The 16,472-nt window shown below is 46.7% G+C and carries 16 protein-coding genes; 7 read left to right on the forward strand and 9 right to left on the reverse strand.

Features of this window, described 5'->3' with window-relative positions; all coding sequences use genetic code 11:
* Window positions 1-22: 22 nt before the first annotated feature.
* Entirely contained in the window at window positions 23-1,402 is a 1,380-nt protein-coding gene (locus ACN9MT_RS01135) for an amino acid permease (RefSeq protein ID WP_426272607.1), read from the reverse strand.
* Between the two features lie 10 nt (window positions 1,403-1,412).
* On the reverse strand, window positions 1,413-2,690 hold the full coding sequence (kynU, locus tag ACN9MT_RS01140) for a kynureninase (RefSeq protein WP_308102248.1): 1,278 nt from the start codon (window positions 2,688-2,690) through the stop codon (window positions 1,413-1,415).
* 108 nt (window positions 2,691-2,798) lie between these two features.
* On the opposite strand from kynU, the gene ACN9MT_RS01145 reads away from it, so the two are divergent.
* The 3 genes from ACN9MT_RS01145 (at window position 2,799) to ACN9MT_RS01155 (ending at window position 4,297) form a co-directional block, all read left to right on the forward strand.
* Window positions 2,799-3,428 (forward strand): TetR/AcrR family transcriptional regulator, encoded by a 630-nt coding sequence (locus ACN9MT_RS01145; RefSeq protein WP_035411532.1) that lies wholly within the window; start codon window positions 2,799-2,801, stop codon window positions 3,426-3,428.
* Window positions 3,429-3,477: 49 nt separating this feature from the next.
* Window positions 3,478-3,930 (forward strand): DUF4385 domain-containing protein, encoded by a 453-nt coding sequence (locus ACN9MT_RS01150; RefSeq protein ID WP_056064504.1) that lies wholly within the window; start codon window positions 3,478-3,480, stop codon window positions 3,928-3,930.
* A 67-nt stretch (window positions 3,931-3,997) separates the two neighbouring features.
* A complete protein-coding gene (locus ACN9MT_RS01155; protein ID WP_426272608.1) occupies window positions 3,998-4,297 on the forward strand; it encodes a hypothetical protein in 300 nt (99 codons plus the stop codon).
* Window positions 4,298-4,376: 79 nt separating this feature from the next.
* Here ACN9MT_RS01155 and ACN9MT_RS01160 read toward each other — a convergent pair whose 3' ends face one another.
* The 3 genes from ACN9MT_RS01160 to ACN9MT_RS01170 all read right to left on the reverse strand — a co-directional run bounded on the left by ACN9MT_RS01160 (window position 4,377) and on the right by ACN9MT_RS01170 (window position 8,529).
* Window positions 4,377-5,573, reverse strand: coding sequence for an MFS transporter (locus ACN9MT_RS01160; RefSeq protein ID WP_426272609.1), 1,197 nt, complete (start codon window positions 5,571-5,573; stop codon window positions 4,377-4,379).
* 149 nt (window positions 5,574-5,722) lie between these two features.
* Window positions 5,723-6,784 carry an acyltransferase family protein gene (locus tag ACN9MT_RS01165; RefSeq protein ID WP_290748427.1) on the reverse strand — a complete coding sequence of 354 codons (1,062 nt, stop codon included), beginning with the start codon at window positions 6,782-6,784 and terminating at the stop codon, window positions 5,723-5,725.
* On the reverse strand, window positions 6,781-8,529 hold the full coding sequence (locus ACN9MT_RS01170; protein WP_426272610.1) for a CDP-glycerol glycerophosphotransferase family protein: 1,749 nt from the start codon (window positions 8,527-8,529) through the stop codon (window positions 6,781-6,783). Before ACN9MT_RS01170 ends, ACN9MT_RS01165 begins: the two co-directional genes overlap by 4 nt.
* A 316-nt stretch (window positions 8,530-8,845) precedes the next feature.
* Here ACN9MT_RS01170 and ACN9MT_RS01175 point away from each other — a divergent pair, with 316 nt between their 5' ends.
* The 3 genes from ACN9MT_RS01175 to ACN9MT_RS01185 are packed head-to-tail and all read left to right on the forward strand — an operon-like array spanning window position 8,846 to window position 11,815.
* Window positions 8,846-9,559 carry an IspD/TarI family cytidylyltransferase gene (locus tag ACN9MT_RS01175; RefSeq protein WP_056064491.1) on the forward strand — a complete coding sequence of 238 codons (714 nt, stop codon included), beginning with the start codon at window positions 8,846-8,848 and terminating at the stop codon, window positions 9,557-9,559.
* Window positions 9,556-10,581, forward strand: a complete 1,026-nt coding sequence (locus tag ACN9MT_RS01180; RefSeq protein ID WP_426272611.1) for a ribitol-5-phosphate dehydrogenase — start codon at window positions 9,556-9,558, stop codon at window positions 10,579-10,581. Before ACN9MT_RS01175 ends, ACN9MT_RS01180 begins: the two co-directional genes overlap by 4 nt.
* A gap of 31 nt (window positions 10,582-10,612) precedes the next feature.
* A complete protein-coding gene (locus tag ACN9MT_RS01185; protein ID WP_426272612.1) occupies window positions 10,613-11,815 on the forward strand; it encodes a CDP-glycerol glycerophosphotransferase family protein in 1,203 nt (400 codons plus the stop codon).
* A gap of 119 nt (window positions 11,816-11,934) precedes the next feature.
* Here ACN9MT_RS01185 and ACN9MT_RS01190 read toward each other — a convergent pair whose 3' ends face one another.
* From ACN9MT_RS01190 to ACN9MT_RS01205, 4 genes are all read right to left on the reverse strand, one after another.
* Window positions 11,935-12,492, reverse strand: coding sequence for a nitroreductase family protein (locus ACN9MT_RS01190; protein ID WP_426272613.1), 558 nt, complete (start codon window positions 12,490-12,492; stop codon window positions 11,935-11,937).
* A 123-nt stretch (window positions 12,493-12,615) separates the two neighbouring features.
* Window positions 12,616-13,167 (reverse strand): hypothetical protein, encoded by a 552-nt coding sequence (locus ACN9MT_RS01195; RefSeq protein ID WP_035411503.1) that lies wholly within the window; start codon window positions 13,165-13,167, stop codon window positions 12,616-12,618.
* Between the two features lie 130 nt (window positions 13,168-13,297).
* Window positions 13,298-14,989: a DHA2 family efflux MFS transporter permease subunit gene (locus tag ACN9MT_RS01200; protein ID WP_290776338.1), complete on the reverse strand. Its 1,692-nt coding sequence runs from the start codon at window positions 14,987-14,989 to the stop codon at window positions 13,298-13,300.
* Between the two features lie 12 nt (window positions 14,990-15,001).
* The gene (locus tag ACN9MT_RS01205; RefSeq protein ID WP_056064483.1) at window positions 15,002-15,658 is read right to left on the reverse strand and encodes an HlyD family secretion protein; all 657 of its coding nucleotides are present in this window, start codon (window positions 15,656-15,658) and stop codon (window positions 15,002-15,004) included.
* A gap of 192 nt (window positions 15,659-15,850) precedes the next feature.
* On the opposite strand from ACN9MT_RS01205, the gene ACN9MT_RS01210 reads away from it, so the two are divergent.
* Entirely contained in the window at window positions 15,851-16,456 is a 606-nt protein-coding gene (locus ACN9MT_RS01210; protein WP_290748409.1) for a TetR/AcrR family transcriptional regulator, read from the forward strand.
* Window positions 16,457-16,472: the final 16 nt, after the last annotated feature.

A 16,472-nucleotide genomic window follows, 5' to 3' on the forward strand; every position in this document is an offset into this window, starting at 1 on the left:
CCCATTCATCCCCTTTATCGAGTTAATTCAGTTTTCGTTTTTCAGCGGTCTTCAGTTGTTCTGGATGCGCCCGTTTCCAGAAGAAATAGGCGATAGACAAGAACACTAACCACGGTACACCAAACTTCAAGACGATTTGGAAATCTGTGAACCATGTCGTCAGGACGAGTGCGAATAATAACAATGCACCGAGGGCAGTCAGATACGGATAGCCCATCATCCGAACCGGTAACGTCCGTCCACCTTCACGTTCCCAGGCTTTACGGAAGTAGAGGTGGGAGATGAAAATCATGAACCATGTGAAAATCGCCCCGAACATCGAAATCCCCATCATGAACGGATAAGAGACGCTCGACTGACTGCTGATGATCGCTGCGAGAAAAATGCCGAGCGTTGATAAGGCGAGTGCGAAGAGCGGTACACCTTTTCGATTTAAACGACCAAATACTTTTGGCGCATACGTTGCCTTGGATAATGAATACATCATCCGTGTCGAAGCATACAGTTGACTGTTCATCGCGGAGAGCGCTGCTGTCAGGATGATGAAGTTCATGATACCGCCTGCATATGGAATCGATAGCATCTCCATTACTTTGACGAACGGACTTTGATCGACGCCGCCTGCTTGTTGCCACGGGACGATCATCAACATCAAAGCAATCGTGACGACATAAAACGTCGAGAGACGGAAGACCGTCGCTTTTAATGCTTTCGGTACGGCAACGTCCGGGTCCTTTGCTTCACCGGCAGTGACAGCAATCAATTCCGTTCCGAGGAAACTGAACAGGGAGATGAAGATCGCAATCCAGAGACCCGAGAAGCCGAATGGCATGAAGCCACCATCATTCGTGAAGTTTTGTGGACCGATCTCAGGGCTCGGACTACCGATGACCAAGTAAGCACCAAGCAGGATGAACAGTAAGATGGCACTAATCTTAATGACCGAGAACCAGTACTCAAAGGTTGCGAACGTATTGACTGTCGTAGCATTAATGTAAATTAACGCGGCAGCGAATACGAGAATCCAGACAACCCCGGGAACGTCCGGGAACCAGTATTTCATATAGATGGCGATCGCACTAACTTCAACGCCGATTGCGAGAACGTTTGCGATCCAGTACGAATAGCGGACGAGAAAACCCGCGTACGGGCTAATGTATCGTTCGGCAATCGTACCGAATGAGCCAGATGTCGGATGGGCGACCGTCATTTCAGCCAGACAGCCCATTAAAAGTAGGACGATGAAGGCGCCGACTGCGTAACTGATCAAAACGCTCGGTCCAGCAAGCCCGATTGCAAGCCCACTTCCGAGGAAGAGACCGGTACCGATCGCGCAGCCCATTGCAATCATCGTGAGTTGACGTGTCTTGAGTTCACGCCGTAGTTCAGTAGGTTGTTCCATGGTGTACTCCTTAAGCAACGACTTCGCGTTCATTCGCGAAACGTTCGTATTCTTTATCTTCCATGATTCGTTTAAGTGTCGCGACGACGTCATAGACATCGGTAAACGTGTTGTAAAGCGCGACGGGTGCTAGACGGACAATGTTCGGTGCCCGGAAATCGGGGATGATCCGATTTTCCTTGAGTGCTTTACAGATCCGCGCCGCTTCCGGGTGCTCGAGGCTGAGATGCGCCCCACGGCGTTTATCGTCAATTGGATTTCCGATGACGAAACCGTACGGTATGAGTTCCTGCTCGACAAGGTCCATCATGTACTGCGTCAGGGCGAGTGACTTCGTTCGGACGGCTTCAATACCGACTTCGTCAAACATCTCTAACGCACCGATTTGTGGGGCGAGACTTAAGACGTGTGGTGTTCCAATCTGGAAGGCACCTGCGTGCGCGGCCGGTGTCATCGTGTGATCCATGTCAAACTGCTTGTCCTTGCGCGAACCGAACCAGCCCGTCAGCCCAGGCAACGTTCCGAAATGACGTTCGTGGACGAATAATCCACCGACTGTTCCAGGACCGCCGTTCAAGTGCTTGTAATTACACCAGTAAGCAAAGTCGACGCCCCAGTCATGGAAAGCGTGCGGAACGGCTCCGACGGAGTGACAGCCATCAAAACCAATCAAGATGCCGCGGTCGTGTGCCGCTTTCGTTAAACGCTCCATATCGAGAATCTGTCCGCTTCGGTACAGCACGGCAGGCAAGACAATCAAAGCGATATCGTCTGTCATCGCGGCAATAATATCGTCCTCCTCTAAAAAGCGACCATCATGACTTGGTACTTGGACGAGATGTGTCTCCGGATCCAGTCCGCGTAAACGAAGCTGACTTTGTAAAGCATAGATATCCGACGGGAACGTCAGCGCATCCGCTAAAATCTTATCTCGTCCTTCTGTTGGTTGGAAGAATGTCGCGACGAGTTGATGTAGATTGACGGTCGTCGAACCGGTGACCATGACTTCTTCCGCTTGTGCGCCGACAAGCGGAGCGTTGAGGGTAGCGAGACGTTCTGATAATTCGAACCAAGGATGACGTCCTTTCATCCAGCCGTCGATTCCGAGTTCTTTCCAGTCTGATAGCGACTCGAGCAACGTCTTCTCGGCACGCTTCGATAATAAACCGAGCGAGTTTCCGTCCATATAGATACTACCCGGTTGCAGATAAAACTCATCACGATAGGTGGACAATACATCTTGCTCGTCCCGAGCAACGGCATCCGTCCGTTTTGCTTGTAATGTCATACGTCATCCTCCTCAAATGAATACTCAATCAATTTTGACAAAAGCGTAGCAAACAAATTGACATTGTGTCAATATTATCGAATAGAGAAAACAGAAGGAGTGAAGGACATGTCATCTTCTCAACCAGAAAAAATCGATAAACGGCATCTGCGCACAGTGCGGACACGCGAAAAACTGTTGAGTGCGGCACGTGACGTCTTCTTAGAACAAGGGTTTCAAACGGCAACGATTTCACAAGTGATCAAACAAGCTGGCGTCGGCTACGGAACAGCCTACGTGCATTTTGAAGGGAAAGATGAGTTGCTCGTCGTCCTGATGGAAGATGTCATGAGTCGTTTCCATGCGATTGCGGAACGAACATTTGAACCGACGACGCCGCTAGAGGCAAAGGAACGTATCGTGACGCAAGCTACGGATTTCTTACGTCTCGCGGAAGAAGAACGAGCGATGCTACGGATCGTTGAGCAAGCAATCGGCGTCTCTTACATCGTCCGTGCGAAATGGAAAGCGATTCGAGAACGCTTCATTGATCGGATCAGTCAGGACATTCAATATGCTCAGGAGACAGGACTCGCGCGACAAGATGTCGATTCGAAGCTCGTCGCCCGTGGCTGGTTCTTCGCGAACGAGATGTATTTATTCGAAGTCGTCCGTGAAGAAGCAACAGCGACGATTGAAGAGATCGCACACGTCTTAGCGACGATTTATACGCAAGGACTCTACCGGATCGAGGATTGATGAACGGACAGGAAGGGAACGTTTCAAAGTAGAAGGGAGCGTGACCGGGATGGCGTTTGATTACGATCTCGATTTCAAGACGACGGATTTTCGTAAGGAGCCGGAAAAGTACCGGGTCGGACGCGGAGAGCAAGGTGTTTTGCTCGTCGAACCATATAAAAGTGAGATTTTGCCGCATTGGCGTTTTAAGACGCCGGACATCGCGAAGGAATCTTCCGAGAAAATTTATGAGATGTATTTAGCTTATAAAGAAGACGGAGACTTCGTCGGTATGGATATGGCGCGGAAGTTCATTCAGATGGGACATACGCGCGCGCGACGTTACGCGAACTATAAGGGTGGGCGTAAATATAAAGATAAAGAGACCAAAGAATTGCACACGCGCGAGATCGACGAAGAAAAAGCAAAATCTGCGGCTATCTTCCAAGAAAAATGGGATTTGATCCGGGCAGATGAAGAATACCTTGAACTTAAACGTGCGCATCAAAAGCAGTACGGATAAGTCATTTCAAAATAAAGGGAATCCATTCAAACCATGCGATACTGAAAAGAAAACGGGAGGCCTCGGTATGAATCGTTGGTGGGTTCCGCTGTATCCGATTGGTCTGTTTTTACTGGTCGATCACTTTTTCTATGATATTTCATTGATATGGCTTATCATGCTTGGTATTGTGAGCATCCTTTTAAGTATCCGTCCGAAGCGACGATCCTTTTCGTCATATCGTCCGTTAATGATTGGGACACTTTTGATCGGCTGTGGTCTGATGCCGTGGTTGACGCTGGATTTTACAGGAGTCGTCTTCGTCTTCTTGTTAACAGAAATCGCTGCAAAACTGCTCGTGTCAGTAACGGAGGAACAATTCGTATGACGAACGAATAGGGATAAAGGAAATAGCCTCGATTACTCTGTCCAATAGGATAGAGCGATCGAGGCTATTTTTGATTCGTTTAAGAACTCTGTTCGACCTTGGCAATTAATCGTGCTTGACGTTTTTGCCAGATGAATGATCCGATGAACGTCACGACGAGGAAGATCAGACCAAGTGCGAATGGATAGAAAATGTTGACGTCATACAGTACACCGGCAAGCGTCGGTCCGAGCACGTTCCCGATGCTCATATAGGCATTGTTCATTCCCATAGCAAAGCCTTGCTCATTACCAGCGAGCTTTGAAATCATCGTATTCAAGACGGGGCGTAAAATCGATGTCGCAAGGAAGATGACGAGGGTAATCGCAAAGAATCCACCGTAACTTGATGTCAATAATGACAACAGGAAGCCGAGTGCTACGATGAACAGGAACAGGTTCAGGACCTTTCCTTCGCCTAAATTACGGGATAACTTATCGACGATGAAGATTTGAGCAATGACGCTGATGATTCCAGTTGACGTCACCATGATCGCGATGTCCTTCGGTGAAGCACCGAATTGATCATCAACGAACAGACCGAGTACCGATTCGTATGCCATGAGACCAAAGCTCATGACGAGTGTAATGACGAGCGGTACGAAGTACGGTTTTTTAAACGATGTCCCCAGTTTCTTAAACATCGACCCTTCATCTGGTGCCATCGCTGTTGCATCGTGTTGTTCGCTTTCTTGAAGTAACAGGACGCTGAATAAGACAGCTGCACCCGAGACGATCGCTGAGATGAGCAACGGCAATTTTAAGTCATACTCGGCAAGGAATCCACCGATTCCTGGACCGATGACGATCCCGAGTGACATCGCAGCTGAGACATAGCTGTTTCCTTTTGCACGTTGATCCATCGTCGTGATGTCCGCAACGTAAGCAAAAATCGCTGGAATCAGGAGTGCGGCACCGGCACCACCGATTGCGCGCGAGATGTAGAGAACCGTGACAGAGTTTGAGAAATAGAAGACAAACATCGAGAGCGTCAAGCCGATCAATCCATAGATGATCATCTTACGACGACCATATTGATCTGCCCATTTACCAGCAATCGGTGACATGACGAGCTGTGCTCCGGCAAAGATGGCAATCATTAATCCAGCCGCCGTTCCACCTTGTCCAATCGACGCTAAGTAAGCGGGTAGAATCGGAATGATGATCCCGAAGCTCCCGACCGCAATAAACATATTGATCATGAGGACCGTTAATTTTTTTCGTTGATCCGCGTGCAAGGGGACCCCTTCTTTCGACCCGCTTTTTGTAAGCGGTTATTTGTTTCACCTTCATTATCTTAGATTCAAGCTAAAGCGTCTGTCAACGTAGACGAGTCGATGATTTGAAAAAGACTCTATCCTTCAAGAAGGATAGAGCCAATTCAAACTTATTGCTCTTTTTTGAATAACCATTTGACGTTCGGTGACAGCAACGGTCGGAAAATCGTCACGATGGGTCGACTCGACAGCAACCAGACGAATCCGGTAGCGAGTAAGAAAGAAAGTCCAATCAATAACAGTGGTGACTCCGTAATGGCTGGTGGAACCGAATCTCGGAACAAACGAACGATGAACGAGTGGATCAAATAGATCGCGAGCGTCTGAATTCCGATCTGGTCGAACCGTTCACCGAACGACCGATGCGGTACGAGCAGGAGAACGGAGAAGATCATGATGGTGCTGATGGCGTAAAGAAACAGTTGGATTGCCACTCCCTTGAGAAGCGGGACTTCGAATTCACCATACGTATCGCGGTAAAAGAGCCAGACCGTGTCAAACCCATTTTTTGTCCAGAGAATCATGAAGACGGCAATCAAGAGTGAGATGATCAGTCCGGTCAACCGCCCGATCGGTGCTGTCATCTGTTTTCGCCAGCCGGTATCAGTTAACCAGCCACGCTCCTTGACGAGATACCCCATCAAGAAGAACGGATAAAAGCTGACGACTTTTTGTAATGATAGGAAGTTCGTGATCGAATCTGGATTGGCGTTGATCAATAAGGCGAATAAGACACTGACAATCAGCGGAAAACGCATCGCTAGAAAAGCCGGTGTGACGGTCTGCCAAATGATAATGCCGAGCAAATACCAAAGCGTCCAGTTCGGAACGAGTGGATGAAGTAATCCATCGAGCATTTCCCGTAAGGAGTCATCCTGCGTGTAAGATAAATAAATTTCGTGAATCGACTGCCAGAGAAAATAGAGAACGACGAACGCGATGATTCGTTGTGGTCGCGCTTGTTTGAAGAAATAGCCACTCATGAAGATGAAGGCTGGCATATGCAACAGGTAAATGACGTTATATGCCATCTTGACGACATCATTTCCTGGTAAGTCACGGAACGTCTCGATCAAGTGACCAAAGACAACCGTGAAAATGAGTAGCACTTTATAGTTTCCAAGCCAATGATCGTACATAGGAGCGGTCACTGGTTTGATAGCAGTGGTCATTTTTTTTCACCAAGCAGAATTTGATCGACGAACCGGGCACTCGATTTCCCGTCCTGATGCTCGAAGAAGTACTCCGCGAATGCTTTGACGTTGTGCATTTCGAAGTCTTGATTTTTAATTCGCTCAATCAACTCTTCTGATGTCTTGACGATCGGACCAGGTACGAATTCCTCGAAATCATAGTAAAAATCACGTTTCGAGATATAGTCTTCAAGATCGTACGCGAAGAACAACATAGGTCGATTCAATAGAGAGAACTCGAAGCACGTCGATGAGTAATCCGTGATTAAAATGTCTGAGACGAACAGCAATTCATTGATTTCACGATGATCCGTCAAATCAAGGAAGAAGTCGGCATAGACTTCAGGAATCTCCATCCGACGACGGATGAACGGGTGGAGTTTTAGGACAAAGACATACTCCTCATGAAGTGCTTCATACAATGCATCGAGATCCAGCTGATCAAAATCATAATAGGCACTCTTCGCACCATTTCCTCGGAATGTCGGAGCAAACATGATGACTTTCTTTTGTTTGAAGATTGGATATTCCTCATAAATACGTGCTTTCGCTTCCTCGATGAACGGTTGATCGAAGAACATATCCGTTCGAGGAATACCGGTCGCGACGACTTGATCTTCCCGTAAACCAAAACCTTCTGCGTAATGACGGGCGACATTATGAGAGCTAACGATCGCTTTCGTGTAGTTCCGGTGACTGAGCGAGTTCGCACTTGGACCACCTGGTTTTCCGAGGCGACTGTAACCGAACGTCTTGAAGGCGCCAACGGCATGCCAGACTTGAACGAGGTCACTGCCTTTACGAATATTTAACGGATAGATCATCGGATAGAAATCATCGACAAGAATCGTCTTTGCTGTCGCTAAGTGATATGGCAGCGTAAACTTATCACGCCAATCACGGCGAGACTGGAGATTCGGTTTGAAGAACGTCTTCACATCAAGATCGAGATTGCGACGCTCGACTTCATCCAAGATATAGGCAAAGTTACCGCTAATATCGCTCCGTGAGTCGGAAGCGAGGATGACTTTATTCTCTTGGATCGGTTGGGTCCATTTCGTAACGTTATAAATCGCCTTGAACGTAAAACGACGGAACTTGAACGCCCGTTTTTTCATGTTCTTCTTCCATTTTTTATACCGGTTAATGACTTGAATTAGACGTTTCGTTTCGCCTTTCTTCAGGGAATGGAAACCTAAAGAGTTGCTGTATTGCGAATACTGCACGACAAGTTCGTACTCAAGTAAGATTAACGCGTTACTATGTTTCGTATCAACGCGGTAAGCGACAGGGATAAGTGAACGTGTATCACCAAAAGGCGCTTCATGTAAGATCGTCTTACCTTGGACGATGGCGAAGAAGGCATCAAAATAACCCATCGGCAACGGACGACCTGTTGGCGTGATATGGTTCAAATTTAATTCGCCTGTAAAGGACTCTTCCGTCCAGGCTCCTTCAAATGGGAAACGGCAGATGAATGTCCGTTTATTTCGTTTATTACGAAAAACGATGGCACGTTCGAGTGGTACCGATGCTTCAACAGGTTCAGACTGGATATAATCGTCGTCCGGTTCCTCTGTATCAACTTGCTGTTGCAATGAAGGATTTTCAAATAATGTTTGTTCGGCGTGCAAAAAATCAGTCAACCCGCTTAAACGTGCTTCGAAACGAAACGTCGTTCCGGCTAACTCTAAGTAGGTGACCTCAGCATGTAAAGTAGGCATAAGTGTCTCTTCTGTCAAAACCATCTCTCCTCGCTCGAATAATTACATTACATTTACACAATACGGATAAAATTTTAAAACGCAGTTGAACATAGTATAGTGAAACTAGAAATCACCACTCATTATATCGTGAGACATTAAATTTAATAGGGATTTCTTTATTTTTTTGTGTTTTTGTAAAATAACACTTCAACACAGACTGCATCACTACACATACCCTGAAGGATAGGGAGAGAAAACCGAAATACGATTATTTCATAAGGGAGGGAAGCAGGTCGTCTCGTTTGGAACAGGCAACGAGACACTGCGTCAGAAGATGATTTATGCAGCCATTTTAGCTGGAGGAAAAGGAACACGAATGGGGAATGTCGATCGCCCGAAACAATTCTTATCGATCGGAGAACGTCCGATCATCGTCCATACAGTAGAGAAATTCTTGTTACATGAGGATTTTGACCGCATCATCATCGTCACACCGACTGCTTGGATTAACTATACACGCGATATTTTGGAGAAATACATCGGAAAAGATGAACGTCTTGTCATTACACCGGGTGGACAAGATCGAAATGAATCAATCATGGCAGCCGTGAACTGGATTGAAGAGAAAAATGGTCTGTCTGAAGAAGACATCATCGTCACGCACGACGCCGTCCGTCCGTTCCTGACGCACCGCATCATTAAGGAAAACATCGAAGCAGCGCAAGAGTTCGGTTCATGCGACACGGTCATTTCAGCGATCGATACGATCGTCGCGTCAACGAACGGCAAAACGATCACGGATATTCCGGTTCGTGATCAAATGTATCAAGGGCAAACACCACAAAGTTTCCAAATCACGAAGTTAAAATCGCATTATGAGTCACTCTCAACGGAAGAACGGGCGATTTTGACGGATGCTTGTAAGATTCTTCTTCTGAAAGGAGAAGATGTGGCGCTCGTCACGGGGGAACTGTTCAATATTAAAGTGACGACACCATACGACCTACGGATCGCGAATGCTATCTTGAAGGAGCGGATTCATCAATGATTAACCAAGTCTATCAACTCGTCGCCCCGCGTCAGATTGAAGTGACCTATGATGAGCGATCACTGAATACCGATCGTGTCGTCGTGCGTCCGACATATCTATCGATTTGTCACGCCGATCAACGCTACTTCACAGGTAGTCGTAGTGCGGAAGTATTGGCGAAAAAATTACCGATGGCCATGATTCATGAGGGAATCGGAAAAGTCGTCCATGATCCAAGCGGTACATTCAAAAAGGGAACGCTCGTTGCGATGGTACCGAATACACCGACGGAAGATGATGATATCATTGGTGAAAACTATCTGCGCACGAGTCGTTTTCGTTCGAGTGGATATGACGGCTATATGCAAGACTATGTGTTCTTGAAAGCGGATCGTCTCGTTGAGGTACCGATCGATCTTGATCCTGAAGTCGCGGCATTCACCGAACTTGTCAGTGTATCGGTCCATGCTTTGACTCGCTTTGAAAAGATTGCGCACCCGCGCCGTGAGACGTTCGGTGTTTGGGGAGATGGAAATCTTGGTTTCATCACGGCACTTTTGTTGCGTAAATTATATCCGGAAGCAAAACTACTCGTCTTCGGTAAAACCCAGTCGAAGCTCGACTACTTCTCGTTTGCGGACGAGACATATCACATCGACCAGATTCCAACTGATGTCTCCTTCAACCACGGTTTCGAATGCGTCGGTGGAATCGGTAGCCAATATGCGATCAATCAGATGATCGATTACATTATTCCAGAAGGCACGATGGCATTGCTCGGTGTGTCAGAAGATGCCGTCGCGATCAACACGCGGATGATTCTTGAAAAAGGACTGCGTGTCTACGGATCAAGTCGAAGTACACCGGCTGATTTCGCACGGACGATGGAATTGTATCAAACTCATCCGGACATTCCAGCCTATCTATCGAATCTGGTTTCGGGCGTATTCCAAATCCGACAAATCGAAGATATTCATAAAGCGTTTGAAAACGATTTAACGAATCGCTTCGGAAAGACGGTCATGGAATGGTGCATGTGATGATATGCGCTGAAAAAGAGGAGAATCGTCTATGAAACAAAAAATTCGGTTATTGCAACGACGGACGGTCCACTATTTGCTTGCTATGACATATTGGTTGACGAAGCGACTGCCGATCCAATCAAAGAAAGTCGTTTTTGCGACCTATCGTTCCGATCGTCTCGTCGATAACTTTCGTGCCGTCTACGATGAACTAGAGCGACGCGATTTAGGATATGAATACGTTTTTTTGTTGAAACGATTTCCTCAATCGTTGGTGGGACAAATTCAATACGTCTTCCACATGATGCGAGCGACGTATGAATTAGCGACTGCCCGTTATTTCATCATCGATGATTATTATTATCCTGTATATGTCTCGTCCTTACGGAAAGGAACAGAAGTCATTCAGCTATGGCATGCTTGTGGAGCCTTTAAAAAGTTCGGCTATAGTGTGCTTGATAAATCCTATTCGCCGGATGATGATTATTTGAAGATGGTCCAGATTCACCGGAATTATAGCAAGGTCTATGTTTCCGGTGAAGCCTGTGTCGCACCTTATGCGGATGCTTTCGGGATGACGCAGGAACGGATTTATCCGTTAGGGGTTCCACGGACGGATCAGCTACTGAATACAGCACGACAAGCCCGTGTGCGAGAAAAATTGTATGACCGTTACCCAGAGTGGCGCAAGAAACGAATCATCCTGCTCGCGCCGACATTCCGTGGAAACGGACAGACGACAGCACATTACGATCAAGAACTTGATTTTGAGAAGTTCCGTCATGAGCTTGGACCGGATACAGTCCTCTTATTACGGATGCATCCGTTCGTTCTTAATCCACCAATCGTACCGGACGCGTATTCGGATCAAATCATTAACATGACAGACTATCCGGACATCAATGATCTGATGCAGATTGCGGATATTCTGATCACGGATTATTCATCTGTCATCTTCGAGTTTGCCTTGTTGCAGAAGCCAATGATTTTCCTTGTTAACGATCTGCAGTCGTACAAAGCAGAACGCGATTTCTATTTCCCGTATGAATCCTTCGTACCGGGACCGATTGTCTCGACGTTCGAAGACGTCATCGCTTGGATTAAACGCGGGCAATTCGATACGCAGAAGATCGAGACGTTCGCGAATCAGTTCTTTACGTATCAGGACGGGGAAGCAACCAAACGAATTGTCGATCATTTGTTATATGACACGATTCCGGAAGCACCTGTCTATACGAAAACGCCGGTATGAACACAAAAAAACGTTCCGATTGCGTCTCCATTTGGGGAGAGAGACGTCATCGGAACGTTTTTATTTTGAATTGGGGCTTGATTGGCGCGAGCAGGGGTAGCTCGCAGAATGCGCACCTCTTAAAAGTGCGTCAACTTGTCCTTCAGGGACGTTCTCGGTTTGACAGGTGGAACGAGGGCTGGCCAGCCGATTTGAATGACGCCGAGAACTCGTTCATTTTCTGAAGCGTGAACGAGTGAAGCATATTCTGGTGTAAACCAATGTTTTCCGCTCTTCCAGCAGCAACCAAGGCCGCGCTCTGTCGCCACCAACTGTAGATTTTGAATCATGGCAGCTGTTGCGAGTGTATCCTCTAGCTGTTGATCCGGTGTCCCTTGTACCTGACAAAGTACTGTTAAGTAAACCGGGACTTCCCGTAATTTTTGTTCAGCCTGTTGACGTTGTTCAGATGTTTTCGTCTCGAATTGACCACGCGCTGTCAGTAACTCCATCAAAGCATCGACGTACCGAGTTTGTCCCTCTTCGATTGCGAGAACAAAACGCCAAGGTTCTCGTAATTTATGATTCGGGGCATACATCGCCGTTTCGAGTAATGCCTCTACTAATTCGACTGGAACTGGTTGTTCCGTATAAGACCGGATGGACCGGCGTGTTTCAATCACTTGTTGGACATGCATCCGTTTCATCTCCTCACTGAGTACTTTTTCACTATAGATGATAACGATTATCATTGTCAATGTTATTTGTCAGAAAACAAAAAGACGATTTCCAAGAGGAAATCATCTTTCGTTGAATTTGTATTAAGAGGCTTTTCGTTCCTCTTCTTGAGCAACAGTCGTTAGTTTCTTTTTCATGAGACGAATCCGGTACAACGCAAATAAATAATGGGCGAAATAAATCGTGAATCCCAGGAAAAGCGTTAATGCTACATGAATCTGAACGCCAGGAACAGCATGAAGCTGAATGAAGAGCAAGACAGCCATTGCCATCGTATAGAGCACCATTTCCACCGATTGTGGCATGACGCGTTGACGTTTTAGGAAAAAGGAACGCATGAGTGGTAGGACGACGAGACTGACGAGACGATCGACCAGACCGATGACGAGCACACTGATCACCATCGCTAAACCATTTTCAAAAGTGATTAATCGTGGAAAAACAAGATATGTGACGAGTAATAGTGGTCCAACTAACAAAAAGATTGAAATCGAGGCACGTGCAAAGACGAAGAGCCCGTTGACACTTGTTAAAAAGGCGCGAAAAATCTTTTGCGACCAAGGCGATGGTCGACCGACTTGCCAAGCAAAACAACAAGCAAAGATAAACGCATAAAATTGCAGAAAGGCAACCATAAAGCATCTCCTTTAGATATGAAACTCATTGTCCCTAGTGTATCGATTTTAAGAGAGAAGTGCAAAGAAGAACTTTTCACGAAGTATAGCAAAAGACCAGCTGATATGACATCAACTGGTCCTTCATGAATCAATCCAGATTTGGTTCTTTTTTTCCGTGCAAGAAGAAGGACAGAATCAATGCGAGCGCAGATAAAACGGTCGCAATCCAGAACGCGTCAGTGATCCCTTGGATCGTTGCTTGTTTTGTCAGCATCGTAAACCAACTCGTTGAAGCAGCTTGTGAGCTACCCAGCTGTTGTCCAAGATCGTTTAAATGTTGCGAAAGCGTCGGGTCGAGCGTCGTGAACTGATTCGCATCGTCTGCCAAGTGAGCCGTCGTTTGACGGGTCATGACGGTGACGAGAATTGCCGTTCCGATGGAGCCGGCGACTTGACGAAGTGTGTTTTGGGTTGCGTTTCCGTGCGGGATCATCTTCATCGGTAAAGCGTTCATACCGGCAGTCATGATCGGCATCATGATGAATGCCATACCGAATGACCGAAGCATGTAGATGCCCATGATGGAATAATACGACGTATCCATGTTTAATTGCGTCAATTCCCATGTCCCGTACGTCATCAACGTCAAACCGAAGATAGCGAGCGGTCGAATACCGAAGCGGTCAAATAAACGACCGGCAATCGGTCCGGTGATTCCCATGATCAGTGATCCGGGCAAAAGGAGAAGACCTGAATCGACCGGTGAAAAACCGCGAATGCTTTGAAGGTAAATCGGTAAAAGCAACATCCCACCGAACAACGCCATCGTGACGATGACATTGATGAAGAGGGTAAATGAAAATTCCGGAACCTTCAAGACGCGAATGTTCAACATCGGATCTTCCATCGACAGCTCACGCATTGCAAAAGCAGCAATTCCAATTAAGCCGATGACGATCGTGCTGATGACGATCGGGCTATCCCAGCCGTCATTCCCGGCTTCACTGAATCCATAAAGGAGACTGCCGAACCCAATCGTACTGAATAATACACCAAGTGCATCAAAAGAAGGTTTCGAGAGTGGCTGCGTCAGGCGGAACCAGGCCGTACCGAGTAACAATGTCACTAATCCAAAGAACGACATCGCATAAAACATGACGTGCCAATCATAGTTTTGGATGACATATCCCGTGATCGTTGGTCCGACTGCTGGAGCGAGAATCATCGCGATTCCGAGCATTCCCATGGCAGCGCCACGCTTATGCGGTGGGAACAATGTCATGAAGACATTTGATCCTAGTGGCATTAAGATACCAGCACCTGCCGCCTGAACGACACGCCCGATCATCATGACCGGGAAGTTCATCGCCATCGAACAGATGATTGATCCAAAGAAAAACAGTGTCATCGACGCGAGGAACAACTGGCGGAACGTATAACTGCGCATTAAAAAAGCACTGATCGGAATCAAGATCCCGTTGACGAGCATGAAACCTGTCGTCAACCACTGGGCAGTGGACGTCGACACGTTGAAGTCATTGATTAGAACCGGTAACGCGACATTAATCAACGTTTGGTTCAAAATAGCAATGAACATACCAATCAGTAAGACCGTCAGTACTTTCGGAATACTGACGTTTTCAGTCGATACTTGTTTTGAAGGTGCTGCGACTGGTGGTGTCACGGTCATCGTCGGTTCCGTCTCGAGGGACTCCTCAAGTGTCGGTCCGTCAGTGGCCAGTGCGATGTCGGATTGACGATTCCGGCGGGCGATCCAGTTGACGCCGATGATGATCAGAATCGTGAACGCACTATATCCGAACAAGAAGGTAGTAGACATGAACGTCCCTCCTTAATCCTTATGAATGCGGACGGTCACATTCATACCAGGTCGAATGTCGAGTGATTTTTCTTGCGAGAGTGATACTTTAACTGGAATGACTTGTGCGACTTTCGTGTAGTTCGCATTTCCGTTTGAAGAAGGCATCATCGAGAACGTCGAAGCTGTCGTCATTCCGATCTGTTCCACTTCACCAGAAAGTGTCGTGTCAGGATAGCTGTCGACATATACGTCAACGGTTTGTCCGACTTTGATTTCATCGATTTCTGTTTCTTCGATGTTCGCTGTGACCCAAAGGTCGTTTAAGTCAAAACCATAGGCAAGTGGTGTACCGGCTGCGACGAAGCCGTTCTTTGTCGCCATCGACTGAACGATCGTTGCCTTCGCAGGCATCGAAACAGAAAGATCTGTTGGTTTTTGTCCAGCTTGCGCAGTCATGATGTGACCAAGTGTTGCACCGCTGTCGAGCGATTCGCCTGTTTTAGCAGACCAGTCCGTTAATTTACCAGCGCTTGGGCTAGCAATCGTTATCATTTTGCCATCGATTTTCGCATTGTCTGTTTTGACATAGCTTGTTGCTTGATCGTAATAGTAGTATCCGACGACCCCACCACCGATCAAAACGATGAGTGTAACGATATTAATGATTAGTAATTTTTTCATACTCATGGGTGTGTTAGCATCCTTTCTTGTGTACAATCGATTCAAAAAAAGTACTCCTCTGGGGGGAGGAGTAATTAATATAGTTAATTATATGGATAGTTAGATAACAAACAACCAACAATTTCCGACAAAATGTTGGAAAAATAAATGATAACGGATTCATTTTTAAAAAGATGATGGAAAAGGAGTGAAATGCACATGAAAGAGAGCCGTGATCCACGACCAAAACGGTCACGTGACCGTATTACGATGGAATTGTTTCGTTTACTGAAGACAAATAGCTTTTCGAGCATCACCGTCAAGATGCTGACGGATGGGGCGGGTGTGAACCGCTCGACCTTTTATGCGCACTACACAGATAAATATGATTTGCTTGACCAAATCGTTGAGGAACAGATGATGGCACTCGAACAAGCGATTCGGATTACAGGTACAGGCACCGTATTTCCGACAGTCGAACAGGTCAGTCGTTATTTTGCTCGTTTGTTCATTCACATTGAAGAAAACGAATTGTTTTACCAAACGATGCTCGTTCAAGGTCCTATCAAAACGTTCATCTCACGTTTTCTTGATACGTTGAAAGAAAATTATCGCCTCGTCTTTCGATCCCAAGTCGCAGAGGATGCGACTTTCGTCGATCGGGATTTGTTACTGAACTATGTCATTGGTGGACAGTTAGGATTATTGATTTCCTGGTTGCGAAACGGTCGGCCATATTCATCCGCATATATGGCGGAGCAATTGAGCCGGATGATCGTCTTTGGAACGGTTGAAAGCATCGGTTTTCCGAAAGAAACGGAATAAGGTCATAGAAAAAGAC

The organism is Exiguobacterium sp. R-17, assembly GCF_049913315.1.
Lineage (GTDB): Bacteria > Bacillota > Bacilli > Exiguobacteriales > Exiguobacteriaceae > Exiguobacterium_A.